We start from the raw sequence: 16,665 nt of genomic DNA, 5'->3' as shown, positions 1-16,665 counted from the left end.
TACTGACCAAACCGGCTTCGGCCGGTTTTTTTATTGCTGAGCCATGCTCAGAGCGGTTGGAATGGAAACGTCTCTTACGCTGCCGTGATGATGATTGAAATAATCCGTGTATTGCACTGCCATTGCAGGCAATTCGCTCAGCCGGCGGGCCATGTCACGGGTGGCATTTTCAGGCACTGTGCTGCCGCGGCGGTGTGAGCTGCTGCGCTGCAACAGCAAGGTGATCGCTGGCCACTGCTGGCGCTCACGATAGGCTTTTTCCGCATGTAACAGCTGGCCGCCCTGCCACCACAGGGAAGGATCTGCCGCCACATAGCGCTGGTAGCTCTCGGGATAATGAAACAGGGTATGCAGCACAAAGAGGCCACCAAACGAGTGACCCCACAGAGTCTGGCGCTCGGGGTTGACCGCCGCCGCCCGGCCGACGGCGGGCTTTATTTCATCTTCTATCAGTTTCCAGAAGCCATCAGCACCACCGTATTCATGTTCTGTGACTGCATTGGCAGGAACCGGTGTGTAGTCAAAGGTTCGTCCAGTGCGGGCATCGCTGTGGTAGGCAATGGTCACCAGCACGGGCCAGTCGCCTCCCTGCAGCCGGCTCAATCTGCTCTGCGTCAGTCCTTTCAGGGCGGCGGCACCATCCAGCATATACAACACCGGATAACCGCCTTCGGGTGCCGCTGCGGTGGGCAGGCCTATTGTGACCCGGTATTCCCGCCTGCCGTCCCGGGACTGAAAGTCCAGCTGCTGGTAACGGTAGTGCTCTGTTTGAGGTGAGCTGGCACAGGCGGGGGTTAACAGCAGGGTTATCAGCAGTAACTTCCAATAGCGCATGGGTATTTTTCCCTGAATAGATTATAGAAACAAAAAGCTTTGCGAATGATACATAGAATCATTTACTATTACGAAAAATCATATTGATTACGTTTGTAAGGAAACCGGTAATGCAAAAGTATGTATGGCTGCTTGGCAGCTGCGTGTTGGCCACAACGGCTCAGGCCAATGAGGCCTACACCCTGGATGAAGTGCTGGTCACCGCGGAAGAAATTCTCAAACAGGCTCCCGGGGTGTCCATTATTACCGCCGAGGATCTGGCAAAGGCACCGGTCAGTAATGACTTGTCTGAGGTAATCCGCACCATGCCCGGCGTGAATCTCACCGGCAACAGCACCAGCGGCCAGCGCGGCAACAACCGCCAGATTGATATTCGCGGCATGGGCCCGGAAAACACCCTGATCCTGATTGACGGCAAGCCGGTTAACAGCCGCCTGTCGGTACGCTATGGCTGGCGCGGCGAACGGGATACCCGGGGAGACACCAACTGGGTGCCGATGGAAGCAGTAGACCGCATTGAAGTGCTGCGCGGCCCCGCTGCCGCCCGCTATGGCAGCGGAGCTGCCGGTGGTGTGGTGAACATTATTACCAAGGCCATTCCCGAGGAATTTACCGGCTCGGCCACCGCCTATTATGAAATGGCCGAGTCGGACAAAGACGGTGACAGCGAGCGTCTTAACTTTATGCTGGCCGGCCCCCTCTCCGACAAGGTGGGCCTGCGCTTGTCCGGTAATGTCGCCAAAACCGAGCCCGACGCTTGGGATATCAATAAGGGGCATCAGTCTACCCGGGTAGACACCGGACGGGTTGACTACAGCAACACCTTTCCGGCCGGGCGCGAAGGCGTACGCAACCGGGATCTGGCCGCGCGCCTGAGCATTCAGCCGACAGACGCTCATCAGATAGATCTGGACGTGAGTTTCAGCCGTCAGGGCAATATCTACAGCGGCGATACCCAGAACACCAATAATTTTACCGAGGTCGATGGTAACCCGAACAGCACCTCACAACGGGTATTCGACAAACTGGGTGCTGAAACCAATATCATGTATCGCGACACCTATGCTCTCACCCATAAGGGCACATTTGACGCGGGCAACTCCCTTTCTTATGTGCAATATGAACAAACCCGGAATCACCGGCTGAATGAAGGCCTGGCCGGCGGTACCGAAGGGCTGTTTTCTGATGACAGCATGAGCACCTCCAGGCTGGAGCAAATCACCGCCCACAGCAGTATTAATCTGCCGCTGAACACTGCCGGCCTTGAGCAGACCCTCACTCTGGGTGGCGAATGGAAGGATCGCAAGTTCAGTGATGAGAACTCGGTAAGCCAGACCACCACCGAAGGCGGTGATATTGCCGGTCTCACCGGTAACCGCAGCTCACAGGCCAAAGACTACATTGCCTCTGCCTTTATGGAGAGCAATATCAACCTGACCGACAGCACCATACTGACCCCGGGTCTGCGCTACGATTATCACAACATTACCGGCAGCAACTGGAGTCCGTCGCTGAATGCCACTCAGTATCTGAATGAGAACTGGACCCTCAAGGCCGGCATCGCCCGGGCCTACAAGGCGCCCAACCTGTATCAGACCAACCCCGATTATCTGCTCTACAGCCGGGGTAACGGCTGCTGGGGCGGCGGCGGCTCCTGCTACCTGCAGGGCAATGATAACCTGAAGGCAGAGACCAGCATCAACAAGGAGCTGGGCATTGAGTTCACCAACGAAATGGTGGTGGCGGGTGTCACTTATTTCCGCAACGATTACCGCAATAAAGTAGAGGCCGGCACTCGCCCTGCCGGTCAGGCCAGCGGCGGTAACGGGGCCTTTGTTAATTCAGACATCTTTCAGTGGACCAATGTGCCCAAAGCGGTGGTAGAAGGGCTGGAAGGCACATTTAATATTTCCCTCACCCCTGAGCTGGACTGGTCCAATAACCTGACTTATATGCTGCAAAGCAAGAACAAAAGCACCGGTGAATCGCTGTCGGTCATTCCGGAATACACCCTGAACTCCCGCCTGGACTGGCAGGCCAGCGATCAACTGAGCCTGAACACCCATGTTACCTGGTATGGCAAGCAGGTACCCAACAAGCTCGACTTTCAGGGCAAACCGATGGAAGGCGAAGAGCAGCAGCAACTGTCGCCCTACGCCCTGGTGGGCCTGGGTGGCCGCTATCAGCTGACCGATGATTTCAGCCTCAGTGCCGGTATCAACAACCTGTTTGACAAACGCCTGTATCGCAAGGGCAATGCCGTGGGTGTGGGGGATCCGCGCACCATCTATGGTGCCGGTGCCGCCACCTATAACGAGCCGGGCCGCAGCTATTACGCTTCTGCCACCTACCGGTTCTGAGCACACACGTATACAAAAACAGCGCCTCAAGGCGCTGTTTTTTTATGGCTCAAACATCAGCCGCAGGGCGCGTTGTATGCCGATCATCACCACCGAGCTGTGGTCCTCTTCGGGAAAGCAGCGATAGCTGACCCGCTGCGGGCCCAGCTGCTGCTGGCACAGGGCGGCCACGGCGGCGGCGTGGATGAGCATGGCGCGAGTGTTGCGCCGGGCAATCAATTGCTCTCTTGCCGGCCCGTCGGGAATCCAGGGCGCCGGTGTGCCTTCCCACTCGCCGGTGGCAATCAGCACACGGGGGGCCTGACTGGCCTGCAGCTGCTGCAGTCGTTTGGTCAACGCGTCGGGCTGCCACCACACAGAAGGGCTGATGGCGGCAAAGTGGGAAAAGGCATGAGGCTGCAGGCCCAGCGCATTCAGCACAAAATAACCGGCCAGAGAATGGCCGAACAGCATCTGGTGAGCCCGGTTAACATTAAATTCTCGGACAAGCTCGGGGGCCAGTTGCTGGCTGATAAAATCCAGAAATGCCCGGCCGCCGCCGGCGGTATCGGCTTTTACCGCTGCCGAGGGCTCAAAGGTAAAGTCACGGTAACGGAACTCGGTGGCAAACAGGCGCTCGTCACCATGGGCAATGCCCACCACCGCCGCCCGCCCCACCCCGGTGGCATCGGGCCGCCGGCCACTACGCTGAATGGCCTCCACAAAGGTGGAGAACATGGCATTGCCGTCCAGCACATAGATCACCGGCCAACCCTGCGCCGGCGGCGTGCCTTCGGGCAACCAGAGGCTGATTTGATAGTCTATGCCACTGCTGTTTGCCCGGCAGTTCAATACCCGGCTGTTGTTCAGTGACCAGGTCATGCCATGGCCTCATCGTCTATCATCACCTGCATCTGACCCCGATCGCAGTATTCAATGCGAGCCTGCACGCCATATACTTCCGCCAGCGAGGCAGGAGTAATGGCCTGCCCGGGAGTGCCGCTCGCCACCACCCGACCCTGAGCCAGCATCACAATGCCATCGGACCAGCGCGCGGCAATGCTTAAATCGTGCAGCACCACCATGACAATCATCTGCCGCTCCCGGGCCAGTTCCTGCACCAGCCGCATGACCCTGAACTGATGCTTCAGATCCAGCGCGCTGATGGGTTCATCCAGCAGCAGCACCCTGGGGTTGCGCGCCAGCACCTGAGCCAGAGACACCAGCTGGCGCTGGCCGCCGGACAAATGCCCCAGGTTGCGCATGGCCAGCTCAATAATGCCCACCCGCTCCAGCACGCTCACCGCATGCTGCTTGATGGCCTCGCTGCTGTGCAGCCCCTCCATGGGAGAGGCCCTGAGCGCGCTGATCACACTTTCCAGCACATTCAGCGACACCCCCTGAGGCAGAGTCTGGGGCATATAGGTGACGCTTCTGGCCCAGTCTGCCAGCGGCTTGCCTATCAGCTCGGAGCCGTTCAACTGTACTGAGCCCGTCGCTGGCTGCAATCCCGCCAGCGCTCTGAGCAGGGTGCTTTTGCCGGCGGCATTGGGGCCAATCAGGGAATACACGCCGCCGGGACTCAGCATGGGCAGGGTCACGCCCTGCACCACGGCCCGTTTGCGGTAGCCGGTGGCCAGGTTGGTAATAGTCAGACCGTCACTCATGATCGGGCCTCCGGTTTCCAGAAGATCAGCAACAAAAATACCGGCACGCCCACCATGGCAGTGACGATGCCCACCGGCAACAAGACGCCGGGCACCAGCATTTTGCTGGCCGCCGAGGCCAGCGCCATAATCAGCGCCCCGGTCAGCAACGTGCCCGGCAGCAAAAAGCGATGATCCTCACCCAGCAGCAAGCGGGCAATGTGCGGCCCCACCAGACCGATAAAGCCGATGGTGCCCACAAAGGCCACCGAAGTGGCGGCCAGCAGGCTGACCCTGAGCAGCGCCAGAAAGCGCAGCCGCCCCACATGAATACCAAAGCTGCGGGCACGATCTTCCCCCAGCCGCAGGGCGGTCAGCTTGCTGGCAGACAACAGCGAAAACGGCACCACCAGCAGCAATACCAGCGCCATCAGCCCCACATTCTGCCAGTTGGCGCGGGACAGCGAGCCCATGCTCCAGAACACCAGCTGCTGCAGCGCCGCCTGAGAAGAGGCAAACTGCACAAAGGCCACCAGGGCGTTAAACACAAACACCAGCGCAATGCCCAGCAGCACCATGGTTTCCACGCTGCTGCTGCGCAGCCTGGTCATCAGCTGCAGCAGCAGCACAGAGCCAAAGGCAAAAATAAAGGCGTTAAGGGATACCATCCATTCGGCGGCCACAAAGGGCAGACTGATGCCGAGCACGATGGCCAAGGCGGCACCAAATGACGCCGCAGACGACACCCCCAGAGTAAAGGGGCTGGCCAGAGGGTTATTGAGAATGGCCTGCATCTCGGCCCCGGCCAGAGACAGGGCCGCCCCCACCAGCACCGCCATCAGCGCATAGGGCAGACGCACATTCCAGATAATGGTGTGCTGGGCCGGCGACAGCGATGCCGGATCCAGCAGCCCGGCCCACACCTGGGCGGCGGTCATGGCAGAGGGGCCCGTGGTCATGTCCAGCAGCAGGGCGGCGGCGCACAACAGGGTAAGCGCGGCCAGCACCAACAGCCGCCAGCGCACCTTGCCGCGATAGGCAAATAAAATGTCAGCGCGGGCGCTGTGTTGTTCGGTCAGGGTATTCAAGGGCATTACTCTGCAGAAGACAGACTGATCCAGCCGGTGCCCTCATAGGGTACCGCCAGAAAATCCTGATTGATGGTGGCAAGGGTTTGAGCCGGCGCAAGATCGGCAAACACCTCAGGGTGCAGCCACTTGGCCAGCACTTCCACCGCCACTATGTCCAGGGGCGAGTTCAGCAGCTGATGTGCCAGTCCGTATACCCGGCCCTGATGAACGGCGGTCAGATCTTTAATGCCCTGACGTTCGGCCACCCGCTGCAGGGCCGCCTTGGCCTGCTCGGGGCCATAGCCGCCGCCCAGCACCAGGCCGTTGCTTTTTTCCAGCGCAGGGCCGCCGGTGGCGATATACACATCAGGATCACCGGCAATAATGTATTCCAGATTCAGCTTGCCCGAGGCCCGGGTCAGCACGTCTGCGCCTATATTATGGCCGCCCACAAAGTCGATATAGTCCCCTACTCCGCCGGTGCCCGGGGAAAAGCAGCAGTCCTGAGTAATGCCCGCGTGGGCTTCCATAAAGACGCTGGGCTTGTCGCTGCTTTGCTGCAGTTTTTCGGCAATCTGGGCCAGATGCGCATCCCGCAGCGCCAGATAGTCACTGGCCTGCTGTTCGTGGCCGGTCAGGGTGCCCAGCAGCTGCAGGCTGGGGGCCTGATGCTTGAAGGGGTCAATAAAGAAGTCGATAAACACCACGGCAATGCCGGACGCCTCCAGCAGCGCAATCTGATCCTCCGTGGGCCCTCGGCTTAACGACAGCACGGCCACATCGGGCTCGGCGGCCAGCATGGACTCCATATCAAAGCTTTCAGCGGAGCTGGACACCAGCGGCACTTGCTCAATGGCCGGAAATGCCGCCCTGAACTGCTGGTAGTAATGCTCGCCCACCCGGTTGATGTCTTTGGGCCAGCCCGCCAGGTGCTGCACCGGATCATCAGATATCAGCGACAGCGCCAGCAGAAAGCGGCCGTCGTCAATGGCGATGCGCTCTATTTTGCTGGGCAGGGTCACGGTACGACCACGCAGGTCGGTCACCGTTTGCCCTGCCAGCGCCGGTGTGGTGACCAGCATCAGCAGGCAGAGCCAGTGACTCAGTTTTTTAACATACAACATGCTTATTATCCTTGTTAACCGCGCAGGGTGGCACCGCCGTCCACATAGAGATCGTCCATTACTATATGGCCGGCCTGATCCGACAGCAAAAACATCACCGCATTGGCCACGTCCTCGGGTTGCGCCAGTTTGCCCAGCGGAATGCCGGTTTTATAAATATTCGGCAGGCCGGCAATCACCTGTTCAGCGCCGCGCTCGTCGGCCCACATGCCGGTTTGCATGGGCGTCAGGGTAGAGCCGGGTGCCACCGTGTTGCAGCGAATGCCTAGAGGGGCCAGCTCCAGCCCCAGGCAACGCATCAACATGTGGGTCGCCGCCTTGGACGCGCCATAGGCGGCCATGGCGTGCCGCGGTATGCCGGCGGCATTGGAGCCCACTGTCACCATCACGCCCTGCCGGCGCGGGCTCATTACTCTGGCCAGGGCCCGGCACAGATAGAAGACCCCGTCGGTATTTACCGCAAAGGTACGCCGCCACTGCGCATCATCAATGGTGTCTATGGTGCCGGACTGCAGCACACCGGCCACATTGATACCAAAGCCGATGGGGCCCAGCCGCTGTTCAATGTCATCCACCAGGGCGTTGACCGCCACTGAGTCGGTCACATTCAGCGGGCGGCTGTGCACTCGGGGCAAACCGTCAAACTCAGGGGCCACCACATCCGTGGCCACCACTGAGCAGCCGCTGTGATGCAGCAGTTTGACCAGAGCCCGGCCAATGCCGCCGCCGGCACCGGTAACCAGCGCCAGTTTGCCGTTAAATCCGCTCAGCTGCATTTTATGTTCTCCTCGGTGTGGGCCATGACGGCGGCAAGCTCGGGGGCCAGTGCCGCCGAGGCCTGACTGCCGGTCATTTCGGCATGTAAAAAAGGTAATTCAATGGCTTGTACCTGAGTGGCATAGGGTGCCCAGAGGGACGACTGCAGCCAGGGCTTATCACCATGATCCCGGCCGGCCCGCACGTGCAGCAGAGTGCCCGCCAGCGGCTGATGATAGTGCTCCCGCACCCATTTGTTGGTGCTGGTCACCGCCCGCACCACACCATCCAGCGCCGCCTCGGGCAAATTGCCCAGGGTGGTGTCGCCCCGGCGCAAAAACGCCACTACCTTTTCACGGGTGTCGAGCTCTGTGTGCTGCTCCGGATCGTAACCGGCAATGGCCAGCAGGGCGCGCAGCGCCGCCACCGGGCCAGGCTCCGGCTCGGCGCGCCAGCATTCTGCCGGATAGGCATCCAGCAGCGCCACCATGCCCACCGGCCGGCCCAGCTGCTGCAGCCGCACCGCCATGGCCTGGGCGATAATGCCGCCCACAGACCAGCCCAGCAGGTGCACGGGCCCTGTCGGGTAAAGCTCGTTGATACTGTCGACGTAGCGGGCCGCCAGGCTGTTGATGCTGTCATCCAGAGCTTGCTGCGGGTTCAACGCCGGCGACTGCATGCCATACAGAGCACGGCCGGGCAGGCGCTGGGCCAGCTCGCGGTAGTTCCAGGCAATGCCCCCCGCCGGGTGCACCGCAAATACCGGAGGCAGACTGCCCTGCCCTTTCGAGAGTTGTATATAAGGCCCCAGGCCGTCATCAATGCTGAACTGGTGCGCGTCCAGCACGGCCGCCAGCCCCGCTACCGTAGGGTTGGCAAACAAAGCGCCCAGCCCCGGATCCCGCTGCCAGCGGGCTTCTATGGCCAGCAGCAGATGCACCGCCGAGAGCGAGTCGCCCCCAAGAGCAAAAAAGTCATCCTGCCGCCCCGGCAGCGCGGCCAGCTTCAGCTGCTCGGCAAACAGGACGGCCAGCGCCTGCTCGGTGGCGGTTTGCGGCTCGCCGCCGCTGCCGCTGTCGGCTTTGGGTGCCGGCAGCGCCTTGCGATCCAGCTTGCCGTTGGCCGACAGCGGCCAGTGCTCAAGCCAGACAAAGGCCGAGGGCACCATGTAATCCGGCAACCGGCCCGCCAGATGCAGGCGCAGTGCCGCTTCATCGGGCACGGCATTGTCTTTGGCCTGCATATAGGCCACCAGTCTGGGGTTGCCGTCGTCATGGCGCAGCAGCACTTCACCCCGGGCCACGCCCGGTGCCGTGCTCAGGGCGTGGGTAATGTCGCCCAGCTCAATGCGCAGGCCGCGCAGTTTTATCTGATCATCACTGCGGCCCAGATATTCCACCGCCCCGTCCCGGCGAAAACGTGCCACATCGCCGCTGTGATAAAGCCGCTCTCCGGGCGTAAAGGGATTGGCAATAAAACGCTCATTGGTGAGCGCCGGCTGGCCCAGATACCCCCGGGCCAGCTGCACCCCGCCCAGATACAGATCGCCGGCCACGCCGGGCGGCTGGGGCCGAAGCTCGGCATCCAGCACATACAGCTGGGTGTTCCACACCGGAAAGCCAATGGGCACGGAAATGCTGGTGTCGCTGCGGCTCGCCTCCCACCAGCTCACGTCCACCGCCGCTTCCGTGGGGCCGTAAAGGTTGAACAAGCGGGCCGACAGCCGCTGATGAAAGCGGTCCCGCAGGCTGGCGGTCAGGGCCTCGCCACTGACAATTACCCGGCGCAGGGAAGCATGCTCACCGCCGGGTGTGGCGAGAAAGGCCGCCAGCATGGAGGGCACAAAGTGCAGCGTGGTAATGCCCTCTTCATCAATAAGCCGGGCAATCTGCCGCGGATCCTGATGGGCCTCGGGGGGCGCTATCACCAGACAGGCCCCGCTCAGCAAGGGCAAAAAGAACTCCCATACCGACACATCAAAGGTGGCGGGGGTTTTCTGCAAAATGCGCTCGCTGGCATCCACCGCAAAAAAGTCCTGCATCCACAGCAGCCGGTTGACGATGGCTTTGTGCTCCACCACCACCCCCTTGGGCTCGCCGGTGGAGCCGGACGTGTAGATCACATAGGCGGCATCCTGCGGCTTTGGCCGCTGAGCCAGCGCCGCTGTGCTGTGCTGAGGCCAGCTGCAGGGCGCCAGTGGCTGCCAGCGGGAAAAACGTTCGGTCTCATCGGTCAGTATTCGGGCCGGCCGGGCCGAGTCAAGAATGCGGTGCAGACGTTCGTCGGGCTGGCTGGCGTCCAGCGGCAGATAGGCCCCGCCGGCGCGCTGAATGGCCAGCAGGGCAATCACCAGCTCAAAGGAGCGCGGCAGCGCCACCGCCACCAGCGACGACGGCGGCAGCATCAGCGCCAGTGCCCGGCTGCGTTGCTCCAGCTCGGCGTAACTCATGCGCTCGCCGTTAAACACCAGCGCCGTGGCCCCGGGGGTGGCCGCCATTTGGGCCTCGAAGAGCGCCACCAGTGTGGTGTCGGGCACGGTATGGGCCGTCTTGTTTACTTCAAGAGAATACCGCGCCTGCTCGGCGGGGGTGGCCAGGGGAATGTCCTGCAGCCGGCCATTGTGCTGCCATACCGACAGTGCCGCCTGCAAAAAGGCCGGCAGCCGGACGCTGTGATCCGCCACGTCTTGCTGGCTGTAAAGGCGACCATTGGCTTCAATTTCAAGGTGCAGGCTGTCCTGGCCATTGCCCCGAAAGCCCAGGGTCAGGTCGTCCACCGGCCCCGTGCTTAAAATGTGCAGTTCGGCCTGCATGCCCTTTAGGGTAAAAGGAGTGTAAAAGGGCTGCACATTGATCAGCGGCCCGTGCAGCCGGCGCTGGCCGCCAATCAGGCCCAGGTCCCGGCGCAGCTGCTCACCCCGGTAGCGGCCATGGCGGCGGCCCCGGGTCAGCTCCCGCACCGTGTGGGGCAGAAACTCGCTCAGGGCCTCATTTCCCGCTCGCAGGGCCAGCGGCAGTACGTTCATCACCATGGCGGGCAGGCGCGCCGCCTTGCTGCCCAGGCGGCCCATATAGGGCACGCCCACCACCACTTCCGCGGCCTGATCGCTGTGGCGGCGGCAATATTCGGCGGTCAGTGCGGTCAGCACATCGGGCCAGGGCAGCTGCCGGGCCTGACACAGGCTTAACAGCTGAGCACGCAGCTCATGGCCCAAAGGCACTCTGTGCCGGTGGCAGGCATGCACAGCCGCATGGGGCTGAGGCTCGCCGGCAAGGGTGGCCGGCGGCGGCAACGCAGCCAGGGTGTCTGTCCAGTAGGCCTGATCCCGGCGTCGGCGTTCGCCGTGCTGGTAGTCCTGATCTTCCTGCCATACCGGCAGCCAGGGCGCAAAGGGCTGGCTGCGGTCGTCACCGGCATAAAGGGCACTGACCCGCTCGCAGAACAGCGCCATGCCATAGCCGTCGTTCACCAGATGGTGCGCCCGCACATACCAGGCGTAACGTCCCTCACCCAGCAGATACAACCGCTGGCAGGCCAGTTTGTCCTGGCAGGGGTCCAGCGGCCGGTTCACATCCGCCAGATAATGCTGCTCGGCGGCTTGCGGCTGATCACGCATATCAATTACGTTCAGCCAGGGCGTGTGCGCGGCGTCGGGCCACTGCAGCGGACCCTGGGCAAAGCGCAGCTGCAGACTGGTGGCCTCCCTGGCGGCCTGATTGGCGGCCTGCTCAAAGGCATTCACATTCAGCTCACCCTCAAGATAAATGACATGGGCGGTGTTAAAGGCCGGATTGTCCGGTGCCAGCTGCTGGGCAAACCAAAGTCCCTGCTGGGCTTCGGTCAGGGAATAATGATGGCCTGACATTATCAGGCACCGCCCTGCTGACGCTGCACCTGCTGCCACCAGCCATCGAGCGTCGGCGTTTCCGCCAGATCGGCAAAACGCAGCCCCAGGCCGGTTTTGTTCCATTCCACCGACAGGTTAAAAATGCGCATCGAATCCAGCCCCCAGTCCAGCAGGTTGTCGTCGTTGTACAGTTCATCAGGGCTTTCACCCAGAATGGCGGCAATATCGCTGCGCATACGCTCCAGGGTAAGGGGTGCTTGTTTGCTCATTTCAAAGGGCCTTTAACAGTTGTTCTGTGGTCATGGGCACACCACAGGTGCGGGCAATCCAGTGCAGGGCCGACATCTGATCCTCACGGCTGAAGTCGGCCACGGCGTCGGCGGCAATAAAGGGTTCTATGTCCAGCTGAAACGCCTCGGCAATGGTGGCGGTGCAGCCGATATGGGCATATACCCCGGTCACCAGTAATTGATCCCGCCCGCGCACCCGCATCAGGGTTTCCAGGTTGCTGCGCTGAAAGGCGCTGTAGCGGTGCTTGACCAGCACATGATCGTCCGGCTGGGGAGCAAGCGCCTCGATAATGGCTTCATGCTCGGGTGCGCGGCTCATGCCCGGCCCCCACAAATCGGCCTGCAGGCCACGGTCGCAACGCTGCTGATTGCCTTTCTGGGCGGTGTAGAACACCGGGATCTGCCGTGCCCGGCAATGGGCAATCAGGGCAGCGATATTGGCAATGGCCGGTGCCAGCGGCGCGCCGGCGGCATTAAAGGGCCGCAGAAAATAATGCTGCATATCGTGCACCAGCAGCGCCAGCCGGCCGGCCTCGGGCTGCCAGCGGGCACGGGCCTCGGGCAGCTCGTGGGCGGTGGGTTGGGCATAGTCGGAAATAACGGGAAGTCCCATCAGCCTTGCTCCTCGGTTTGTTCCAGATAACGTTGGCGCAGCCGGGCGCGCAGCTCCCGCCGGCTGATTTTGCCCACGGCCGTGGTATCAAAGGCGTCGGCAAACACAATTTGATCCGGCACCTTAAAGGCCGCCAGCCCCTGCTCGCGCACCCATTTTTTCAGCTCCACCGCCCGGGGCGGCTGCTCTCTTGCCATGACAAAGGCGCAGCTGCGCTCGCCCAGATACTCATCGGGAATGGACACCACGGCGGCGTCAAATACTTGTGGGTGACTCAGCAGATAGTCTTCTATTTCTTCGGCGGAGATTTTTTCCCCGGCGCGGTTAATATGATCCGTGGCTCGGCCCTGCACCACCAGATAGCCTTCCGGTGTGCGCTTGACGATATCGCCGGTGCAATAAAAGCCGTCTGCGGTAAAGCTTTTGGCGTTGGCCGCCTCGTCGTTGTAATAACCGCGAATGGTGTAGGGCCCCTGCACCTGCAGGTGTCCGGCTTCGCCTTCCGCCACCGGCTCGCCGTTATCGTTCACGATGCGCACTTCGTCATCGGGGCTGATGGGCCGGCCCTGAGTGTTGAGAATCAGCTCGTCACTGTCGTTCAGGCGGGTATAGTTGACCAGGCCTTCGGCCATGCCAAACACCTGCTGCAGGGTACTGGGCAGCGCATTTTGCAGCCGGCGGGCGGCTTCCGGCAGCAGCTTGGCCCCGCCCACCTGCATCACTTTCAGGCTGGAAATATCATGGGGGCTGTGACCGGCGGCATCGGCCCACAACAGCGCCAGCGGCGGCACCAGCCCTACACAGGTGACCTGTTCCCGTTCAATCAGGGCAAAGGCGGCAGCGGGCTCGGCGCTGTCGCTCAGCACCACTGTGGCCCCCGCATGCAGGGCACCCAGCCAGCCCGGTGAGCTCATGGGAAAGTTGTGGGCCGCCGGCAGCGCCACCATGTAGACGCTGTGCTCATCAATGCCGCACAGCGCGTTGCTGGCACGAAACGAGTAGATGTAATCGTCGTGCGTGCGGGGAATCAGCTTGGACAGACCGGTACTGCCACCGGACAGCTGCAAGAAAGCCACGGACTGAGGATCGAATCCGGCGGGCAACAGGCTGGTGTCTCCTGCCAGCTGCTCCAGCGCAATATAGTCATGCCCCTCGCCGGCCATCACCACCTTCAGCTCAGGCAGAGTCCGGCCCAGCCCGGCGGCCAGGGTGGCATAGTCAAAACCGCCGTAGTGACGTCCGGCAAGGTAGGCGCTGGCCCCGGCCTTTTTGGCAAAATGAGTGACTTCGGTAATGCGGTGGGCCGGCAGCGCATACACAGGGATAAGCCCGGCATAAAACAGGCCGCACACCACAGGAATAAACTCCGCCACATTACCGAACTGCACTATCACTCTGTCGCCGGGGTTCAGCCCCAGTGCCAGCAGGCCGGCCCCGATGCGACAGGCTTCCCAGTCAAGTTCACCGTAGCTGATGCGGGTGTCGCCGGCCACCACCGCCACCTTGTGGCCAAGCCGTTCGGCGCGCTCACGCAAAAAGGCCGGAAAGGTTTCACCGCGCCAGTAGCCGGCAGCCTTGTATTTCTGCTCAAGGGCGGCAGGCCAGCGCTGGCTGAGCGGGACGTTAGTCATGGTGTTGTTCCTCAAATTCAAGTTCATCGTCCACCCCCAGGGCGTTAAGCAGGGCGCGGAATTTGGCACCGGTTTCGGCTACCTCCAGCTCGGGTTCGGAGTCGGCCACTATGCCGGCACCGGCAAACAGCCGCAGGCTATTGGCCTGCACATGGGCGCAGCGAATGGCCACATACCAGTCACCGTCGCCGGCGTCATTTACCCAGCCCACGGCACCGGCATAAAAGCCCCTGTCGACCGGCTCCAGACGGGAAATGGTGTCCAGCGCCTGCTGGCGGGGGGTACCGCATACCGCCGGCGTGGGGTGCAGCAGGCCGGCCAGGGTAGCCACAGAGATGCTGTCGTCTTTCAGGGTGCCGCTAATACGGGTGCCCAGGTGCCACATGGTGTTGGTGGTATAAAGGGACGGGCTGTCCGGTACATCCAGCTCGCTGCACAGCGGTGCCAGCGCGGCTTTAATGGCATCCACCACATAGGCGTGCTCTTCCAGATCCTTGGTCGACGCCGACAGGGAACGGGCGGCGGCGACATCTTCCTCTGCATTGGCACGGCGGCGAGCCGAACCGGCCAGCGGATGAGATACTATGGTGCGTCCCCGCCGGGAAATCAGCAGCTCCGGGCTGGCTCCCACCAGCCAGGCCGGCGGTGCATTGGTGGCCACCGGCACCGGCAGCACATAGGTGGTGACACTGGCATCCTGCTCCAGCCGGGCGGCCAACGCCAGCGGATCCAGGCTGGCCGCGGCCTGCAGCTGCAGACTGCGCGCCAGCACCGCCTTGCTGAGTGTGCGCCCGTCTATGCCGGCCACACAGTGGGCCACCATGCTGGCATAGTCCGCCGCCGGCGGCTCTGCCCGGGCTTCATTCACCAGGGGGGCCAGCGGCGTCACCGGCTCTTCACCGGCCACTAACTCGGCGGGTTGGTAGAGAGCATCATCGGCAAAGGGATCAAAGGGCAGCGCACCCACCAGCAGGGTCGGCCCAGTGCGGCGGGTGCTGAAAAACGCACTGACCCGCTGGCTCAGGGTCTGGGTGTTGCCTGCGGGCAGGCAGGCCAGACAACCCTGTGTCTGCAGCTGCTGCTTTGGGCCACGCAGCACAAAACGATAGCGGCGCTGTTCGGCAGTAGCCAGAGCGTCGGTAAAAGGCAGGCGGTTTATCATGGCGATACTCCCGGGGTTTCTTGAATGGTGTCTGCCGACGAATAGCGCCACACGGCAATGGCCAACAGCATAAGTAATATCAGTACCAGCACATAGGGCGCACCCGGTGCAATGCGGTATAACAGGGTGCCAGCCAGGGGCCCCACTATCATCGACAGCCCCTGCATGGAGGCCACCATGCCGGCGGCGGCGCCCTGCTCATGGGCTTGCACACAGTTGGCGGTAAGTGCCTGCACCGCCGGCCGCACCATGCCCATGCCAATGCCGGCCAGGCCAAAGGCCGCTAGCATGGGAGTGGCGCTTTCCAACAGGGCCACGGCACCAAAACCGCTGCCTGCCAGCACAGCGCCCAGTAACAGCCAGCGCTCGGGGGGCCAGGTTATGCGCATCATCAGGCTTTGAGAGCAAATCAGGCCGGCACCCACAGCGGTAAGGGCATAACCGGCGGTTTTGGCTCCTTCACTCAAGGACAGCTGCATTCGATCCAGCACCAGGAAGCCGACCGTTGCCTGGGTGATGGCCACCGCCATCATGGCGGCAAACACCGCAAACAGCGGCAGCCGAAGCCGGGCGTCAAGCCAGCCCACCACAGGGCCGCTGCCCTGCCCCGGCTTGCTGCGGGTCTTATTGCCGGATGAGTTACCGGCATAGGTTTCCGGCAGTTTCCAGGCAATCAGTACCAGCGCCAGCACCGGCATGGCCGCTGCGGCATATAAGGACCAGGCAATGTCATACAGGGCTATCCAGCCCGCCACCACAGGGCCGGCCACCAGACCCACCGCATTGGCCGCGCCCAGTTTGGCCATGGCCGAGGCGCGATGTTGTGGCACCACCTGATCCGCCACAGAGGCGGCGGTAATGGCGGGCACGGCCGCATAAAACAGCCCCACCAGGGCGCGGCTGCCTACCAGAATAAGCAGTGACAGCGCCATGGCCGGCGGGCTGGTCAGAGCCAGGTCGATGGACCAGGCCATCAGCACATAGGTAACGGCATAGGCACTGAGGGAGATAAGCAATACCCGCCGCCGCCCGACCTTGTCACTGAGTTTTCCCCAGCGCCGGGCTGCCAGCATCCAGAGCACGCCACCCACGGTGAGTGCCAGCCCCCCGTGCCAGTCTGCCAGGCCAAGCAGGCGCACCACAGGGCCTACCACGGCCACAAACGCCATGATGGCCATGGTGCCAACCAGAGCTACAACATTAAGCACCCACAACTGAGGTGCAGTAGAAGGAGAAGTCATTACCGCTATGTATCCGAACAGTGAATGTGTGGTCCTGCCTGATGCAGGCCAGTGGGGTAGAAACTTAAGATATTCAAAACTCAAAAGCAAATGATATTTACTTGCATTAGTT

Annotated in this window: 13 protein-coding genes; 1 reads left to right on the top strand and 12 read right to left on the bottom strand. The window is 62.0% G+C overall.

Annotated elements, in window-relative coordinates; translation table 11 throughout:
* Positions 1–30: 30 nt before the first annotated feature.
* A complete protein-coding gene (locus R0I78_RS11900) occupies positions 31–834 on the bottom strand; it encodes an alpha/beta hydrolase (protein WP_317075466.1) in 804 nt (267 codons plus the stop codon).
* Positions 835–944: 110 nt separating this feature from the next.
* Here R0I78_RS11900 and R0I78_RS11895 point away from each other — a divergent pair, with 110 nt between their 5' ends.
* Positions 945–3,194, top strand: a complete 2,250-nt coding sequence (locus R0I78_RS11895) for a TonB-dependent siderophore receptor (RefSeq protein WP_317075465.1) — start codon at positions 945–947, stop codon at positions 3,192–3,194.
* A gap of 42 nt (positions 3,195–3,236) precedes the next feature.
* On the opposite strand, the gene R0I78_RS11890 is transcribed toward R0I78_RS11895, so the two are convergent.
* Genes R0I78_RS11890 through R0I78_RS11840 form a run of 11 tightly spaced genes read right to left on the bottom strand, consistent with a single transcriptional unit; the run spans position 3,237 to position 16,553 of the window.
* Positions 3,237–4,055: an alpha/beta hydrolase gene (locus tag R0I78_RS11890; RefSeq protein ID WP_317075464.1), complete on the bottom strand. Its 819-nt coding sequence runs from the start codon at positions 4,053–4,055 to the stop codon at positions 3,237–3,239.
* Positions 4,052–4,840, bottom strand: a complete 789-nt coding sequence (locus R0I78_RS11885; protein WP_317075463.1) for an ABC transporter ATP-binding protein — start codon at positions 4,838–4,840, stop codon at positions 4,052–4,054. Before R0I78_RS11885 ends, R0I78_RS11890 begins: the two co-directional genes overlap by 4 nt.
* Positions 4,837–5,913 carry an iron ABC transporter permease gene (locus R0I78_RS11880; protein ID WP_317075462.1) on the bottom strand — a complete coding sequence of 359 codons (1,077 nt, stop codon included), beginning with the start codon at positions 5,911–5,913 and terminating at the stop codon, positions 4,837–4,839. The genes R0I78_RS11885 and R0I78_RS11880 overlap by 4 nt, the downstream gene beginning before the upstream one ends.
* On the bottom strand, positions 5,913–7,013 hold the full coding sequence (locus tag R0I78_RS11875) for an ABC transporter substrate-binding protein (RefSeq protein WP_317075461.1): 1,101 nt from the start codon (positions 7,011–7,013) through the stop codon (positions 5,913–5,915). The genes R0I78_RS11880 and R0I78_RS11875 overlap by 1 nt, the downstream gene beginning before the upstream one ends.
* Before the next feature lie 14 nt (positions 7,014–7,027).
* On the bottom strand, positions 7,028–7,789 hold the full coding sequence (gene dhbA, locus R0I78_RS11870; RefSeq protein WP_317075460.1) for a 2,3-dihydro-2,3-dihydroxybenzoate dehydrogenase: 762 nt from the start codon (positions 7,787–7,789) through the stop codon (positions 7,028–7,030).
* Entirely contained in the window at positions 7,780–11,634 is a 3,855-nt protein-coding gene (locus tag R0I78_RS11865; protein ID WP_317075459.1) for an amino acid adenylation domain-containing protein, read from the bottom strand. The genes dhbA and R0I78_RS11865 overlap by 10 nt, the downstream gene beginning before the upstream one ends.
* 2 nt (positions 11,635–11,636) lie before the next feature.
* Positions 11,637–11,885, bottom strand: coding sequence for a phosphopantetheine-binding protein (locus tag R0I78_RS11860; RefSeq protein ID WP_317075458.1), 249 nt, complete (start codon positions 11,883–11,885; stop codon positions 11,637–11,639).
* A 1-nt stretch (position 11,886) separates the two neighbouring features.
* Positions 11,887–12,519 carry an isochorismatase family protein gene (locus R0I78_RS11855; protein ID WP_317075457.1) on the bottom strand — a complete coding sequence of 211 codons (633 nt, stop codon included), beginning with the start codon at positions 12,517–12,519 and terminating at the stop codon, positions 11,887–11,889.
* Positions 12,519–14,150 carry a (2,3-dihydroxybenzoyl)adenylate synthase gene (locus R0I78_RS11850; protein ID WP_317075456.1) on the bottom strand — a complete coding sequence of 544 codons (1,632 nt, stop codon included), beginning with the start codon at positions 14,148–14,150 and terminating at the stop codon, positions 12,519–12,521. The genes R0I78_RS11855 and R0I78_RS11850 overlap by 1 nt, the downstream gene beginning before the upstream one ends.
* Entirely contained in the window at positions 14,143–15,312 is a 1,170-nt protein-coding gene (locus tag R0I78_RS11845; protein ID WP_317075455.1) for an isochorismate synthase, read from the bottom strand. Before R0I78_RS11845 ends, R0I78_RS11850 begins: the two co-directional genes overlap by 8 nt.
* The gene (locus tag R0I78_RS11840; protein ID WP_317075454.1) at positions 15,309–16,553 is read right to left on the bottom strand and encodes an MFS transporter; all 1,245 of its coding nucleotides are present in this window, start codon (positions 16,551–16,553) and stop codon (positions 15,309–15,311) included. Before R0I78_RS11840 ends, R0I78_RS11845 begins: the two co-directional genes overlap by 4 nt.
* Positions 16,554–16,665 lie beyond the last annotated feature (112 nt).

Origin of the sequence: Oceanimonas sp. CAM02, assembly GCF_032842915.1 — a bacterium.
GTDB lineage: Bacteria > Pseudomonadota > Gammaproteobacteria > Enterobacterales > Aeromonadaceae > Oceanimonas > Oceanimonas smirnovii.
This window is presented reverse-complemented; position numbering and strand designations above follow the sequence as displayed.